Raw genomic sequence first — 15,356 nt, forward strand, 5'->3', positions numbered from 1 at the left:
TGACGCTTTTTATCAAATTTGCCCATGATCATCACACCCAACCATCACGATTTCAGCGCCATTGCGCCCGCCATGCAAAGTTATGTCGATAGAAAAATTCTGTCTGGCGTATCGTCCGCGATCTTGTCCGGGCAAGATGTAGTCCATTTCCATGCGGCGGGTTGGGCGGATATAGAGAACCAAATCCCCCTGCGCCACGATCACTTGTTCCGCGTATTTTCCAACACCAAATTACTGACGTCGATGGCGATCATGCAGTTAATCGAACAAGGTAAATTGGGCTTGGATGATGCGGTGGAAATCTATTTGCCGCAACTCGGCAAGCGTCAGGTTTTAATTCCCGGTGCGACCGATATCCATCAAACCGAAGCCGCGCGTTCTGCCATCACCGTGCGCCAATTACTGACGCACACCTCGGGTCTGAGTTATGGCTTGCTCGATCATGGCAGCACCATTTATAAAGCCTATGTCGAACGCAAAGTTTTAAATGCATTTGAGCCATTATCCGAACTCATCAACGTACTAGAAGAATTGCCGCTCAGCTTTCATCCTGGCGAGCGTTGGGAATATTCGATTGCGACCGATGTGCTATCGCGTTTGGTGGAAGTCGTCAGTGGCGACAATTTTGACGTGTATCTACACGCGCATATTTTGTCGCCCTTGGGGATGAACGACACCAGCTTTTGGGTGCCACCACACAAGCATGAGCGCTTAACCGCTTACTATGCGGGCACAGACCCGATGAATGTCTTGAACCGCGATCTCAAACGCCTGGAAAAATCGCCGTATCCTGAAGCCTTTTTAAAACCGATACCACGCTTCTCCGGTGGTGGCGGCTTAGTCTCTAGCATGCACGATATGCTGGCACTGATGCGCAGTTTTCTGCCGGGTGGTCATGCGGTCTTGAAACCAGAGTCGATACAGCAGATGATGCAGAACCATTTACCTGCGGGCTGGGGCATCGCCTTCCCCGGTGTTGGTGATGTGCCGGGTAAGGGCTTTGGCCTGGGTGGTGCAGTGACTTTGCGCCCGGATGAGAATGATCCCGCTGATGCTGAAGGTGAATTTGAATGGGGTGGCATTGCTGGCACCCATTGGTGGATTTCACCCCGCCACAACATGGCGGGGCTATTGATGACGCAACGTCAGATGGCGTTCTGGCACCCGTATTCGTTTGAGTTTAAAAAGCTCGCGTATGCGGCGATGGGGCACTGATTTCTCACCAGATTCATTTCATCATCCGCGCCATGAACATCAAGAACAACACGATCACGATCACTTTCCACACAATACTGCGGCGAAACCACGGTGTCTCTTCGGTATTCTGAGAGCTAGTCGCTTCGCGGTTCATGACACGGAATCGGGTCGCATAAGGCGCTTGTCGGAACTGGATTTCAATCACGTCCTGATCCGGATCAAATCGCATAGGTCGTAAGCTGGTTGCCATGCGTGCCCAGATCAAGCTGGCCACACCAAAGATGCCGATGAATGGCAAGGCCAGCATAGGGCCGAGCTCAGGAAAAGTCGACAAACGGCGTGGCCCCAACAACAACCCCAGCGCAAATACGGCCCCTGTATAAAAGAGAAAACGGATCAAGTACATGAGAGGGCTTTTGTCTAACAACGTATTAGCCCAACGGGTTTCTGCCGCATGCGCCGGACAAATCCAATAATTCAAATACATGACCTCACTCTTCATGGTCAGCCCGCCAGCCAGATTTGGTCGTAGCGACTTCACGCGACCCAAGCGACTGGTATTACGAATAAGCGACTTAGTCGTACCACATTCGGGACAACAAGCTGGCCATTGAATTTCAGGGAAATCTTCGCCGATGGCGACACGAACTAGTTGTGACATAGCTAGCCTTTGTAAAAACTCATCAATCAAAAATCAGCTGGAATTATAAACAAAATTGTTTATACCTTATGTCTTTATATTCACTTTACCGGTTCTTGTCTTGATGGAATACGTCTCTGCTTCTGCTACTATTCATGACCATTAGCCCATGATCACCAGTGTCGCCCACCAACTATGTCACAAACCATTTTAATCATCGAAGATGAAGTCGCGATTGCACAAAACCTGTACTATGCCTTAGCTACCGATGGCTTCACGCCGCTGCATTTAAGCTTGGGGCAAGCCGCACTCGATCTCTTGCAATCCACCGAGCAAGCCAAAATCGCTTTAATCATTCTGGACGTCGGCTTACCCGACATCAATGGCTTTGAAGTTTGCCGCCGCTTACGTCAATTTTGTCAAACACCGGTGATTTTTTTGACCGCACGTGGCGATGAAATCGATCGCATCGTCGGTCTCGAAATCGGCGCAGATGATTATGTCACCAAGCCATTTTCACCGCGTGAATTAGTCGCCCGAGTCAGAGCGATTTTGCGTCGGCAACATCTGCCGGGCGCGACCAGCATGCATCCAAGCGAAGTGCCAGAACGTTTCGAACTGCGTGCCGAGGAAGCGCGAATATTTTATTACGGCGAATGTTTAAACCTCACCCGCTATGAATATTTGCTCTTAAAGACCTTGATAGAACGCCCGAATTTCTTATTCTCACGTGCCCAATTAATGGATCTGGTATGGACCAATGCCAGCAATACCATGGACAGAACCGTCGATACCCACATCAAATCGTTGCGTGCCAAGCTCAAACTCATCAACCCGCAAGATGAACCCATACAAACCCATCGCGGCATGGGTTATAGCATCGCCCAAGCCTAATATCGACAAATCAACTACGAGATCATTCAACCCAGATCATGAAAATCGGCCTGCGCCTCTTACTCAGCTATGCCCTCATCCTCGCGCTAGCAGCGTGGTTTGTACTCACCGTCTTTGTCGCTGAAGTCAAACCCGGTGTGCGTGCTACTTTGGAAGATTCTTTAGTCGATACCGCACAATTACTCGCACAATTAGTCAGCGATGATGTCAATCAAGCTGGCGCGAGCGGGCAATTATCACAAGCACTGATGCTACAACGTTTACAGCAAATCAGTGCGCGCCAAATGGACGTGGAGATCAGCGGCGTACACAAAAAATCACTCGATTACCGTGTGTACATCACCGATGCGCGCGGTATTGTGATTTTTGATTCTAGCGGACGCGACCTTGGCAAAGACTATTCACGCTGGAACGATGTGTACCTGACGCTACGCGGTCAATACGGCGCACGCAGTACCCGCACTGATGCAGAAGACGAAAATAGTACGGTAATGCACGTCGCCGCACCAATTTATGCGAACGATACTCAGCAAGCTCAGACCACACCACGACGCATCATCGGCGTACTCACCGTCGCCAAAGCAAGCGCGGCAATCCGCCCTTTTATCGAACGCAGTCAATACAAAATTCTGCAACGCAGTTTTTGGTTACTGATCGCCACGCTACTGATAGGCATAGGATTCTCATGGTGGTTAAATCGCTCTTTACAAAAGCTACGACACTATGTCGTGGCGGTAGAACGCAATGAAAAAATCAACTTACCCAAACTCGGTCAACACGAAATCGGCGAACTAGGTTTAGCGCTAGAACACATGCGTCATCAACTAGAAGGCAAGCAATATGTAGAGACCTTAATGCACACCTTAGCGCATGAATTAAAAAGCCCGATCGCCGCGATTCAAGGTTCGGCAGAATTACTCAGCGAAGATCCACCCGCAGCCGAACGCAGCAAATTTCTCCACAATATCATCGAGCAAAATCAACGCCAAAAACAATTGATCGATAAGCTCTTGGCCTTAATTAAAGTAGAGAAGCAACAGCAACTAAGCCAAGTCAGCGAGATCGACATTGTCGATGTATTAGATCAAGTCTTGATCGACTTTAGCGACGCCATCGCCCGCAAAAATTTACGCATTAAATTTGAAGTACAAACCCACATCCTACAAGGCGACCCACTCTTACTACGCCAGGCAATCGGCAATCTACTCGACAATGCAATTGCGTTCAGCCCACACGGCGCTGAAATCCACTTACATCAACAAGTCGACAACGAACACTTCACTCTATTCATCGACGACCAAGGTAGCGGCATCCCCGACTACGCAATAGCCAAAATATTTGAGCGTTTCTATTCGCTGCCGAGAACTGATGCGGCGAAGAGCACAGGCTTGGGACTACCGTTTGTGCGTGAAGTGATTAGCTTGCACGGAGGCGAGGTGAGTTTGGAGAATTTGGCTGAGAGTGGGGTGAGAGTGAAGTTGCAGTTGACGTTAGTGTAGGAAAGGGCTTGGTGAACCTTTTTTGCGGCTGAATAAAGCAAGTTGGCTGGAGCAATATTGCGAATGTTGTTGAATTTTGTATTTAACTAGCATTGCACTTTTTCTCGGTTTGCTTATACCTACTATTTGTCAGGTATAACCAAAAACAATCAAGCGCCATGCGGGTTTCAAAAGGAATGAAACAAATTGTCTTTTTTTATGTTCGGTTATCTTTGCATTTTGTAAAATTAAATCACGTTAATCGTCAAATCCTATGGCACTTCCACGAGTCTATGCTGACTTCAACAGTCTTGAGTATGTAAATGAGGATGGCTCGATCTCAAGATTAGGGTTGACAGGCTATGGCACGATTTCAAGTCTTGCACGCCAACAATTACGCCTCGTCGAAGGAATGCCACTAATTTTTTTTGAGGCCAATGAGATTGAGGTGCAAGGATTCGCACATTTTGATAATTCTGTACGCGATCCTGCTGGTCGTATTGGAGCGTGGTTCGGCGTTGTGGATCAACATAAAGTAAAGAATGTCGATATAAGCGAGGAAGCAAATTTCGAACATCCATGCTCTCATTGTCGGGCGAGTTTAAACGAATACCTCAAGCGGGTTGGTCAACAGTACAATGAGTACTGTCCAAATTGTGGTACAAGCGTGATGGCACCATTATCACCTCCGGAAAAAGACGATTAACATGGCGCTCAACTCGGAATCTGCGCTTATTGACGCGCCGACGTGCAGCGGTTTTTCAATCTATTGCTCTTCGGTTTGCGTGCGTTGCGCGCAGTTCCGTTTAGCTCAACGTTAGGTATCAGGATCAGCACATCTCACCAAAAGAAATTTTGAATGATCTTCAATCTAGAATCCCGTTTGGAACTAGCTTGAAAGATGCATTAATAATGTTCGTTAATCACTTTGAAAATACTAGAATGGGCCTAAAACTTACTCAAGCCGATTGGAGATGCCCTGTCTGCCATACATCGAACCTTGCCAAATCAAATATCTGCCAACTTTGCTCTTCGCCTGTGGGATTGGGCGGGAAAGAAATCGAATCGAGACGGGCGGATTGGAAGAACTCTGAAGATGCCCAGCCCAGCCATAGCTTTAAGTTTGGACTTGCATCAAAGCTTGCCTTATTTTTAGTGGCAGACATCGTAGTTTCATTTTTGTTTACGAGCTTGGTCATATCAGGCGGCGGCAATGCCATTGGAGCCGGCTTGGTGGGTTTTTTTCTACTTTTCCCTGCTCCGTTTCTTCTCTTGGCCTGGATCGTCGTTGTTGGTCTCTCGTTATGGAAGGGGAAATGATGCAATTTGAGGATATCCGGCCTGTCCTTAGTGGGATTGTTGGTGGCCTAGTCGCGATGGGCGTGTATCGCCTTTGGTCTGGTTCGCTGCCGAAGGGACTAAATGGAAAGTCCGCGGAAACTTTGCTGCTTCAGTATCGTTCTGCAATATGGATTTCGAACACCGCATCTATATTGGGAATACTGTTTTCGCTAGCACTCTCCTCATGGGGCAGTTACGCCTCGAACGACTGGCGGCCGTTGGCTCTCGGATTTGGTACTGCTTTCTCCGCACCCCTCGCAATACTCCCAATTGTCAGTTCAGTAATTGGAGGGAATATCAGTGAGGCATACATAGCATATGCAATCGCACAGAAGACTCCGCCAATGCTGCTGTACCCTTTGCTGGCGCTGGGAGTTCCAGTCTTATACTTAGGCATCCTCAAATGGTAACTCTTCAAGGTCAGACGCTCGTCCAAAGTACAAGCAATTAATCAATAGCATTAGGGAGTCAAACGATCACATCCCGACATTTGAGCTGCAACAGCCAACCATTAATCGGTTCACACTGGGTGCGCTTCTTCCGACACGTTATAAAATCAGGTTGCTAATCGAGTAAAGCGCGGTAAGTGCGATTAGTGAAACGGAATCGCACGCATGGGTTTTATGGATGTACTACAAAATGGAAGCCACATCGTGCTTATTTCGCTTAGCCGATTGCTATCTCACGGGTCGCCATATATGCACGAACGGCGCGCATTAGAAATACATTGAATCTCTGCATCGATCAAGTTAGTATAATTTTTTTATTGATCAAATATTACCTATATTAATGTTCAGAAGAATTCTCAAACCACTCAGCACAGAAATGCGTATCGCTTGGTATTCTGCCTGCGTGTGCTGTATCGTGTCCGCCATAGTACTACTCTACCGTGCTGGTTTTACTGTCGATCAAGCTTCTCCTGCCCAGTTGGTGTTTTCTGCGTTTTGTTCCTTTGTTGCAGCGCTGTGCTTACGTCTGTTTTTTCAACAAGCCACGACTAAAGAAGAACTCGTGAGTCGTTATTTTTTTCGACGTAAGCGCTGAAATGCTTGCTCGGTCGGGCTTGGCAAGCATTATGACTTAGCGTTAATGACTTAATACCGTAGGCTGATTGTTAAACACGAAGTGTAGATTAGACTATTCAATTGAAATCCTGTACCTCGCTAACTACATCGACAAATATGACCCTCCAACCCATAACAGAATCCCGCTATCAGAAACTCCTTTGGATCTATATTGCGCTGATCCTTGCGACAATAGTGTCTGGCTTATTTCCTATGTATTCGGAAAATTTAGAAGCTGCTTATAACGCAGAACCTGAAACTTGGTTCATAAATCATTATTGGATCGCAGTTATTGGCGCTACAATTTTTGCGCTAGCTTGGTTAGCTGGTCTCATTGGACTGTTCTTTTTCAAGAATTGGGCAAGGGCACTTTCTACCTATACGACGCTGATGGGATTCCTCATTTATCCCTTAATCGGCACATCACTCTATTCGGGAATTGAGTCCGCATTTATCGAGGCGTCTGCAACCCTTTGGGGAGCCATTTTAGCGCTATCTTATTTTTCCCCTATCAGCGAAAGATTTGAGCGATAACTCAATTTCAGACCATTCGAACATTTCCCTTATTCCTCTACCTCTTCCGACAACTTCCCACGCAGCATAAACACCCGTAAACACTCCTCCGCAGCCACCCGCAACTGCTGCCAAGCTGGGGCGAGTTGTATGTAGTCGAGTGCTGGTAAGGGGCGCACGAGTTTGTTGTGGGTGTCTTGCCAGATCAATTGAAAATCTGTGATGGCGCTTCTTTCTTGTTCTGAGAACGTTGGGGCTTTGAGTTCTTGTTGCCAGTTGGGGCTGACCCAGTCTGCCCATTGTTCTAAGACTTCCGTCGCGACGTGTAATTGTGGTGACTGTGTTTGGAATTCTTGTTGGGCCTGGAATGAGGCGGCGATTTCTAGATAATCGATAAGGTGATTTCTGACTCTTTGTAAGAGTACGCGTTCGCTAGGGCGGGGGGGTTGTTGCGACATCTGTACTTCCGGCTTGTTGCTGAAAACTATTGAATAAAAAAACAAGCATGGGGCGTGAACTAATGATTGTTACGCCCCATGCTTTGTTCGTGGTTGCTTACTTCGACCGTACCTGACCTAGCGGATCACCGGCTTTCCAGGCTGGCATCTTGGCGCCGTCGGCGACTGCGCGGCCGAGGTTTAGCGTGAATTGGGCTTGTTGCACCATGCCAGAGAAATCCCAAGTCGGATCAAATTCATCGCTGACTTGATGGTAAGTGCGCTTGCTATGGGCACGGGCTTTTTCGCGTGTGCCTTCTGGATCTTTCACATAGTCTTTGCCGCCACCGATAGAGAAGGCTGGAATGCCTGCTTTGGCAAAGCTGAAATGATCGCTGCGGAAATAGCCACCTGCCAAATCGGGTTCTGCCGGTGCGACATTTAAGCCCATATTTTTTGCGACTTTGGCGGCGATCTCGCCTAACTCGGTGCGCTCACTGCCGCGCGTGCTGATGTCGCGTGTGACGCCCATGAAATTCAAACTATCCAAATTTAAGTTGGCCGCCGTTTTGTTGGCTGGCCAAAGTGGTTGCGCTGCATACATGGCGCTGCCCAATAAGCCTTGCTCTTCAGCGGCTACCCACAAGAACATTTGACTACGTTTAGCCGGTGCTTGGATTGCCGCCTTTGCCATCGCTAACAACGCTGCAGTGCCGGAACCATTGTCAATCGCGCCGTTATAGATCGTATCGCCCGTGGTGCCCTGCTTGCCCAGATGATCCCAGTGCGCGCTGTAGATCACAACTTCATCCTTCAATTTTGGATCGGTGCCCGGTACGACCGCAGCGATATTGTATTGATCGACCGTGCGGATCTCGGCTTTTTCTTCGCCGACTAATTTGGCGGTTAAGCTGACGGGAGCAAAATCTTTACGTTCTGCGGCAGCGCGTAATTGATCGAGATCTTTGCCTGCACCTGCAAACAGCTTGCGTGCAGTGTCTTCACTGATCCAGCCTTGCAAACCCGTACCGAGTGCTGCGCCCTGTAGTTGGAATTTTTCTGCGGTGCCACCATTTTGTACGACTGACCAGCCATAGCTAGCAGAGGCGTCGGTGTGGATTAACAGAACACCGGCTGCACCACGGCGCATGGCTTCTTCATATTTGTATGTCCAGCGACCGTAGTAGGTAAGTGCCTTGCCGCCAAAACGATTCGCTTCTTCGGCAGTGGGTTGTGGATCGTTGACCATCATCACTAGCAATTTGCCTTTAACATCTTGCCCTTTGTAATCATCCCATTTTTCTTCTGGGGCGGTGATGCCGTAACCGACGAAGACAATATCAGTATCGAATTGGTGGGTAGCGACGGCATCGCCCGGTGCCCAGACCCAGTCTTTGCCAAATTCAATGGCGAGTGGCGCGCCGCCCGCGACCAGTTGCAAACTACTCTGCTGTGGCAATGCTTTAACGCCGGCGATTTTAACTAATTGACGATAGGTATTGCCATTACCTGGTTTAAGACCCATCACTTGCGACTGGCTCTCTAAATATTGCACGGTCAAATCTGCACCGCGTTGACCTGTTCCGCGACCTTCAAACAAATCCGAAGAGATTAATGCCAAATGAGCGCGCAAAGGTGCCGCTTCGACGGTAGCGGTTTTTGCTGCGTGTTTTTTATCGACCGCGTGGGCGGAAAATGCCATTGCGACGCTCAGCGCGAGGCTGGTCAAGACTAATTTATTTTTCATACTTCTCCTGTGGATGTTTTTAGAGTTAGGTGGACAAACTGGCATCCACGCTATTGTCTGCCAGTTTTGTAGTTCGCTATCTTATTGCTTATTGTGGCTAGGGATGTTAACTATTTATTGTAAGGACTGACAGAGTGCGGTAACGCGCCAAAGTTCCATAAAAATTTGCAAGGACAGGATAATCAAGGCCCCCGCCCATGTGACCAATCAAGCTTGCTTGCGTCGGGTAAGGAACTTTTCACTAAGATATGCCCTTGTGCGATCTGTTGTTCTACTTCTAAAGCAACATTCGTAATCTGTTCTTTGGCATAGTAATTCCCCAGCAAGAACAAACCCACCCAAGCGTTTCTGCCACCATGTTTAGCGGCATATAAGCATTGATCGGCGATATCCACGACTTGCTCCCACGAGAAAGCTTCGACTGATGTAGGGATAAATGGATAGGTGGTTAAGCCAATAGAACAGGTGCGCTGTAGCGTTTGCCCGTCGGGTAACGTAAATACATGTTCTGCAATCCGTGTGCGTATCCGCTCGGCCAATACTTCGGCTTCCAGATAATTGGCATGACGTGCGACGATCAAGAATTCTTCTCCGCCCCAACGGATAATCGTATCGGCCTCGCGCACTGCTTCTAACAAAATTGCGGTGGTCTGGGTTAACACCAAATCGCCGGCAGCATGGCCAAATTCATCGTTGACTGACTTAAAGTGATCAATATCCACCATCATAAAAATGATATCGATATTTAACGCAGCACGATCAATTTCTTGTCCCTCGATCGCCTGATACGCGCGATTTACTCTGGCGATATCTTCGCCTATATACAGATTTAAAAAGCGACGATTACGCAAACCGGTCAGGTGGTCGGTCAGGCTTTGTTCCTCTAACATTTTGCGTGATTGCTCAAGTTCTCGCGTACGTTTTTGGACCAGCAACTCTAAGGTCTGATTGGCTTCATTTAGACGCCACAAACGCCAACGCACCACCGCGAGAATCAACAAGATCAGCAAGGTGAGATACAGCAGATACGCCCACCAGGTTTGAAACCAGGCAGGTAATACTTGGACCTTCAAAACCAGATTATCTTCACTCCAGTCACCACTGCGATTGGAGCCGCGTAAGAGCAAACGATACTCGCCCGGCGGCAAATTGGTATAGGCGGCAAGGCGTCGGGTGTAATCCGTCTCTATCCATTTTTTGTCGTAGCCTTCGAGGCGGTACGCGTAACGATTGCGTTCGGGGGCAGAAAAATCGAGCGCAGAAAATTCGACGATGATGCTATTTGCATCGGGTTGAACGATGATTTTTTTGGCGCTTTGTCCAACCAAGCCAACATGATTCGCAGCGATGGTTTTGCCACCTAGTTGAATATTGGTGACGACGATGGGGGGATGATAATGATAAGTTTTGACCAATTCAGAACGCACTATCGTCAAACCTCCGACGCCGCCAAACATTAAATCACCTTGTGCCACGCGACCGCCAGAATTACTCCAATAGCCTGTAATGGCAACACCGTCTGACTCAACAAAGGGATCGAGTTGCATCGTTTTGGTATCGATACGGACAAAACCCTCGTCGGTACTGGCCCAGATATTGCCCTGCTTGTCTTCCAGAATTTTATTCACCAGCTCATTTGGCATTTTTTCTTTTTTGCCAAAATGCTCGAAAGTAAATGGCGGATGTCCACCCGGATTACGCAATAAATCAATGCCGCCACCTTGCATTGCCACCCACAACCAACCACGCGAATCAAACAACATTCCCGACACGTTCCTATGTCGCAAACCTAATGGATTAGCCGGGTCTGGCACGATGTTGAGAAGCTCACCACTGGCCGGATCATAGCGATAGGCACCATCTTGTAAAGTGGCGATCCAGATCGCGCCATCTGGGGCGATCTGCATGTCGGTGACAAATTTGTTCGCGATTGGCACGGCCCACGCAGCAGGAGTCGATTTATCCTGATCGGTTTGCGTTAAGTCTTTTACCCAAATACCTTCTGGACCACCAATCAGTAATTGATCGCCGAGCTGCAATAAAGTCGCGACGCGTAAGGCCGGATTTCGGGGACTAAGTTTGAGATGCTTTACGCCCGTGCCATTACGTTGGCTTTGATATAAGCCCTTTTCAGTGCCGATAAATACTTGTCCGTTGGTCGTTGGGAAAATCGTATAAATCGCACTTTGTGGCAAGCTGGTTTGTACTTGTCTATCGTCCGCGTCCAGTGAACTAAATTGCGCAGTATTCGCCTTCAATATGCTAATGCCATTGTTTTGTGAGCCCACCCACACGTCACCGTTTTGGAATCCACGCACTGAAAAGAAATCTAATCCACCCAAACCATGTCGTCGGTTTTCGCCACCGTAAATCGTTAAGAAAGCGTTGGATGAAGGATCATGCAAGCTGATACCGCGTTGACTTCCAACCCAGATCAATCCCGAACGGTCACGTAAAATCGACCACACGGCGTTATCCGCCAGACTGCTTTGCCGATTTGGCTCATGCGTGATGGACTTGGTTTCTAAGGTCTTGGTATTGACGATGAGGACGCCTTTACCATAGGTTCCCAGCCAGATTTCATCGGTGCCAGATTGTTGAATGGCGTGGATATATTCATTGCCGGTGAGCTGTACCTTGCTCTCAGTTTTTTGTATTTGCAAGCGTGACACGGCTGCTGTATTTTCTGAATTTGCGGATGCTTTTGTATCTACATAAAAAGCGCCGGAGTCAAAGGTACCTATCCATAATTTTCCATCGGCGCTCATGCCGAGACTCACGATTCTTTGTACTTTGGCGTCATCCATCGGCAGACGCACGCGGCGCATGCGCTGGTTAGCCACATCAAAGCGCACCAAACCTTGCGTCGTGCCTATCCACAAAATACCTTGCGGATCAAGCGCTACGGTACGAACAAAATTACTCGGTAAACTATCCGGATTATTGGGATCATACCGATAATGTTGTACCGCGCCAGTGTCGGGTTGGTAATGATCTAAACCATTACGTGTCGCCAGCCACAAGCCGTCTTTTCCGTCGCCGGTGATAGCGCTGACAGTGACATGGCTAATGCCAAGCGGACCAACGGGCACTCGCACAAAACTGTCAGTTCTATGGTCATAACGCGCCATACCACCGCCGTTGGTACCCACCCAAAGACGATCCTGCGGGTCTTTATACATCGACATCACATAATTATCTGGCAGGCTAGTTGGGTCATTCGGTATCGGCAAATAATTGCGGAAGCGATAACCGTCCCAACGCGCCAGTCCACCTTGGGTGCCGACCCAAATGAAGCCTTCACCATCTTGCCCTACGACGGTCGCACTAAATTGTGGCAAACCCTGAGAAGTCGATAAGTGACGAAACACCATAGAAGCCATCGAACTCCAGGTCTGTGCAGGCGTTGTGGCAAGTGGATTGCTGACTGTGCTGGGGGCAATAGCGTGCGCAGAAATGGAGAAGCACAGTGCCCCAATCAATGGCAGGAAGGTCGTGCGTACGAGGCATCTCCATGAATAAAAATCTCGTACGCAATAGGACATGCCGGAACTTCCAAAAAAGGACGGAACTTATTCGCGTCTTTGTTTTACCACTGTGACGGTACATTCAGCCTCAGCCACCACTTGGGCAGAAACGCTGCCTAGGTAACGGCGTAGAGTTGAACTACCGCGTGAACCAATAATGATTTGGTCGACATTGTTATTATGCGCGTAGTCAATAATCGCGGCAGCTGGATCGTGCGCTTCTAATACGTGAAAGGTAATTTTATCGTTGCGCACCTGCAACGGCCGCGCCCAATGTTTCAATTCGACTAATTGCTTGACGTGCATGTTTTGTCCATTTTGCACCATTCCATCATCCAAGCCTATACGGCTGGTTTTGCGTATGGTGACGCAAGCGAGCCGCGCGCCCGGCTCGGTTTGCAATAAACGGCGCGTAATCATGCGAATATCATCGGCGAGTTCTGTATTGCTTTCACTCAGATGCAAGGCCACCATAATGATCGGTGCTTGCGACAAATGTTCTGATACGCTGTACTGTGCGAACGGTTCTGCACCTGCCGCTTGAAAGCGCCGTTTCAGAACCGACATCAGCCCATCTTGGCCGCGCTTTTCAGCGCGTGCTGTCAAACGCAGTTGCCCCGGATTTTGCAACATCAATGCGAGCTGAGCAGCCGTATCAAAACGCGCTGCTGGATCAACTTCCAGACAGCGCAAGATGATTTCTTGTAGCCAATCAGGAATTGCCACGTTGTGTACGCGCGGTGGAATAGGATCGCGATACAGACGTTTTTTTAAACCGGCAACCGAAGTCGGATGGCCATAAGGGCGTTCGCCCGTCGCTAGGTGATATAACAAAACACCGAGTGAGAACTGGTCGCTGCGTGGTTCATTTCGTATGCCTAATACTTGTTCTGGCGCGATATAAGGTCCTGTACCCATCGGCAAACGGAATTCTTCGCCGAGTAAATCGGGCAACTTGTCGTGCCGTGACAAACCATAATCAATCAACACTGCTTCGCCTTCAGCCCGAAACATAATATTCGATGGTTTTAAATCCAGATGAATCACATGCTGACGATGCAAGTCTTGCAATGCCGTCGCGACCTTAATGCCAACGGTGACGACTTCTTCAATCGGCAAAGGTGCAGCGTCAAAGCGAGTGCGAAGGGAAACTCCGCCGATCTGCTCCATCACAATGAACGGCTGCGTATCAAAATCTCCCGCGCCATAGTATTTGGGCACATGCCGCCCCTTCAACTTGGGCATGATCATTTGCTCGACTTCAAACGCCACAATCGCTGTGGGGTCGTCGATACTGAACATCAAAGGCACTTTCATGATCAGTGCGGGTAAGCTGCCATCTGGCTGTGCAAAGCGTTGCTGTAAATCGGTGACGCGCCACAAGGCGGCCATGCCGCCGGTGTGCAATTTTTCTTCCAATTGGTAGCCATCGACGACCATACCGACTTGCAGACGACTCAGTTTTTTGGCGGATGTATCAGAATCGGATGCAGCGGATATCGCTGCTGTAGGTGCATCCAACTTCTCTTTCTTATCCCCGGTATTTGGTTCTGCCATCACCTTAACCTCCCTGAATTAAACGTCGTGCCAGGCTGGCTGGCAAACCCGCCGCCAGCACTTTTTGCGACGCAGTTTCATTGTCATAAGGTACGCGAAAAAAAGTCAGTTCCAGTTGTTGTGTATCAAACAGAGCGTAACAGGCTGCAGGATTTCCATCGCGCGGTTGTCCGACCGAGCCTGGCTGCACCAACCAACGACGCAATTTACTCAAAGGGACGCTGAGTTCAGACACTGGGGTGAAAGTACCAACCTTTCCAGCCTGATTCATATTGTACAAACTAGGTGTATGGACATGGCCGCAAAAGGTAATCTGTGCATTGGTCGCACGCATACTGCGCGCCGCTTCCATATTGCCGTCAACATACTCCCAACGTTCTGGCGCCCAGGCATTTGCATGCACGAACAGGCATTGGTCAATTTCGAATTGCATGGGCAATTCACGAATAAACTCAATTTGCTGCGGGTTCAAATGTTCGCGCGTCCATTCGACCACGAAACGGGCATTCGGATTCATATCTTTACGCTCGTCCTGCAACACGCCAAGATCATGATTCCCCATTAAAACGTAGGCGCCACGCCGCGTATATTCCGCCACGGTATCAATCACCCAAGCTGGATCTGCACCATAACCCACTAGGTCGCCAAGAAATGCATATTGCTCTGCTGAACGCTCGTGCGCATGCGCAAGGCAAGCTTCCAAAGCTTCTCGATTAGCATGCAAATCCGTCAATACGGCAAGTAACATGAAGGTCTACCTTATTTCTAAATATTTGATAACAGAGTTCATTTTAGAGCCAGTCGCGAAGGCGCTAGTGACTGCCAACAAAGTCTTAGTTAAAAAATCTTAAGGCAGGTTACGAATACAACGCTAGTCTAGAATATCATGCGATATCACATAATAATTGCATCTAAATTTTCGATTTGGAGTATTTTGATTCTTTTAGGCTTATACTTAAAG

General features: G+C 48.6%; 13 protein-coding genes. 7 read left to right on the forward strand and 6 right to left on the reverse strand.

The annotated features are described in order from the left end of the window. Window positions 1-24: 24 nt before the first annotated feature. Window positions 25-1,215, forward strand: a complete 1,191-nt coding sequence (locus ACO0KW_RS10665) for a serine hydrolase domain-containing protein (RefSeq protein WP_423053057.1) — start codon at window positions 25-27, stop codon at window positions 1,213-1,215. 13 nt (window positions 1,216-1,228) lie between these two features. Here ACO0KW_RS10665 and ACO0KW_RS10670 read toward each other — a convergent pair whose 3' ends face one another. Beyond that, on the reverse strand, window positions 1,229-1,858 hold the full coding sequence (locus ACO0KW_RS10670; protein ID WP_423053058.1) for a hypothetical protein: 630 nt from the start codon (window positions 1,856-1,858) through the stop codon (window positions 1,229-1,231). 174 nt (window positions 1,859-2,032) lie between these two features. Here ACO0KW_RS10670 and creB point away from each other — a divergent pair, with 174 nt between their 5' ends. The 6 genes from creB to ACO0KW_RS10700 all read left to right on the forward strand — a co-directional run bounded on the left by creB (window position 2,033) and on the right by ACO0KW_RS10700 (window position 7,148). Next, on the forward strand, window positions 2,033-2,731 hold the full coding sequence (creB, locus tag ACO0KW_RS10675; RefSeq protein ID WP_423053059.1) for a two-component system response regulator CreB: 699 nt from the start codon (window positions 2,033-2,035) through the stop codon (window positions 2,729-2,731). A gap of 38 nt (window positions 2,732-2,769) precedes the next feature. Continuing rightward, window positions 2,770-4,230 carry a two-component system sensor histidine kinase CreC gene (creC, locus tag ACO0KW_RS10680; protein WP_423053060.1) on the forward strand — a complete coding sequence of 487 codons (1,461 nt, stop codon included), beginning with the start codon at window positions 2,770-2,772 and terminating at the stop codon, window positions 4,228-4,230. 253 nt (window positions 4,231-4,483) lie between these two features. Next, on the forward strand, window positions 4,484-4,915 hold the full coding sequence (locus tag ACO0KW_RS10685; protein ID WP_423053061.1) for a hypothetical protein: 432 nt from the start codon (window positions 4,484-4,486) through the stop codon (window positions 4,913-4,915). Window positions 4,916-5,103: 188 nt separating this feature from the next. Beyond that, on the forward strand, window positions 5,104-5,529 hold the full coding sequence (locus tag ACO0KW_RS10690; protein WP_423053062.1) for a zinc finger Ran-binding domain-containing protein: 426 nt from the start codon (window positions 5,104-5,106) through the stop codon (window positions 5,527-5,529). An 810-nt stretch (window positions 5,530-6,339) separates the two neighbouring features. Beyond that, complete coding sequence (locus ACO0KW_RS10695) at window positions 6,340-6,594, forward strand: hypothetical protein (protein WP_423053063.1); 255 nt, start codon at window positions 6,340-6,342, stop codon at window positions 6,592-6,594. Between the two features lie 137 nt (window positions 6,595-6,731). Next, window positions 6,732-7,148, forward strand: coding sequence for a hypothetical protein (locus ACO0KW_RS10700; RefSeq protein ID WP_423053064.1), 417 nt, complete (start codon window positions 6,732-6,734; stop codon window positions 7,146-7,148). Window positions 7,149-7,177: 29 nt separating this feature from the next. Here the strand turns inward: ACO0KW_RS10700 and ACO0KW_RS10705 are convergent, their stop codons facing one another. The 5 genes from ACO0KW_RS10705 to ACO0KW_RS10725 form a co-directional block, all read right to left on the reverse strand. Beyond that, entirely contained in the window at window positions 7,178-7,585 is a 408-nt protein-coding gene (locus ACO0KW_RS10705) for a hypothetical protein (RefSeq protein WP_423053065.1), read from the reverse strand. 97 nt (window positions 7,586-7,682) lie between these two features. After that, window positions 7,683-9,311: a M28 family peptidase gene (locus ACO0KW_RS10710; protein ID WP_423053066.1), complete on the reverse strand. Its 1,629-nt coding sequence runs from the start codon at window positions 9,309-9,311 to the stop codon at window positions 7,683-7,685. 182 nt (window positions 9,312-9,493) lie between these two features. Further along, window positions 9,494-12,856 (reverse strand): two-component regulator propeller domain-containing protein, encoded by a 3,363-nt coding sequence (locus ACO0KW_RS10715; RefSeq protein WP_423053067.1) that lies wholly within the window; start codon window positions 12,854-12,856, stop codon window positions 9,494-9,496. A 27-nt stretch (window positions 12,857-12,883) separates the two neighbouring features. After that, a complete protein-coding gene (locus ACO0KW_RS10720) occupies window positions 12,884-14,395 on the reverse strand; it encodes a protein kinase domain-containing protein (protein WP_423053068.1) in 1,512 nt (503 codons plus the stop codon). A 4-nt stretch (window positions 14,396-14,399) separates the two neighbouring features. Continuing rightward, entirely contained in the window at window positions 14,400-15,143 is a 744-nt protein-coding gene (locus ACO0KW_RS10725) for a metallophosphoesterase family protein (RefSeq protein ID WP_423053069.1), read from the reverse strand. Between the last annotated feature and the right edge of the window lie 213 nt (window positions 15,144-15,356).

The sequence above is a fragment of the Undibacterium sp. Ji22W genome (assembly GCF_049340305.1).
Lineage (GTDB): Bacteria > Pseudomonadota > Gammaproteobacteria > Burkholderiales > Burkholderiaceae_D > Undibacterium.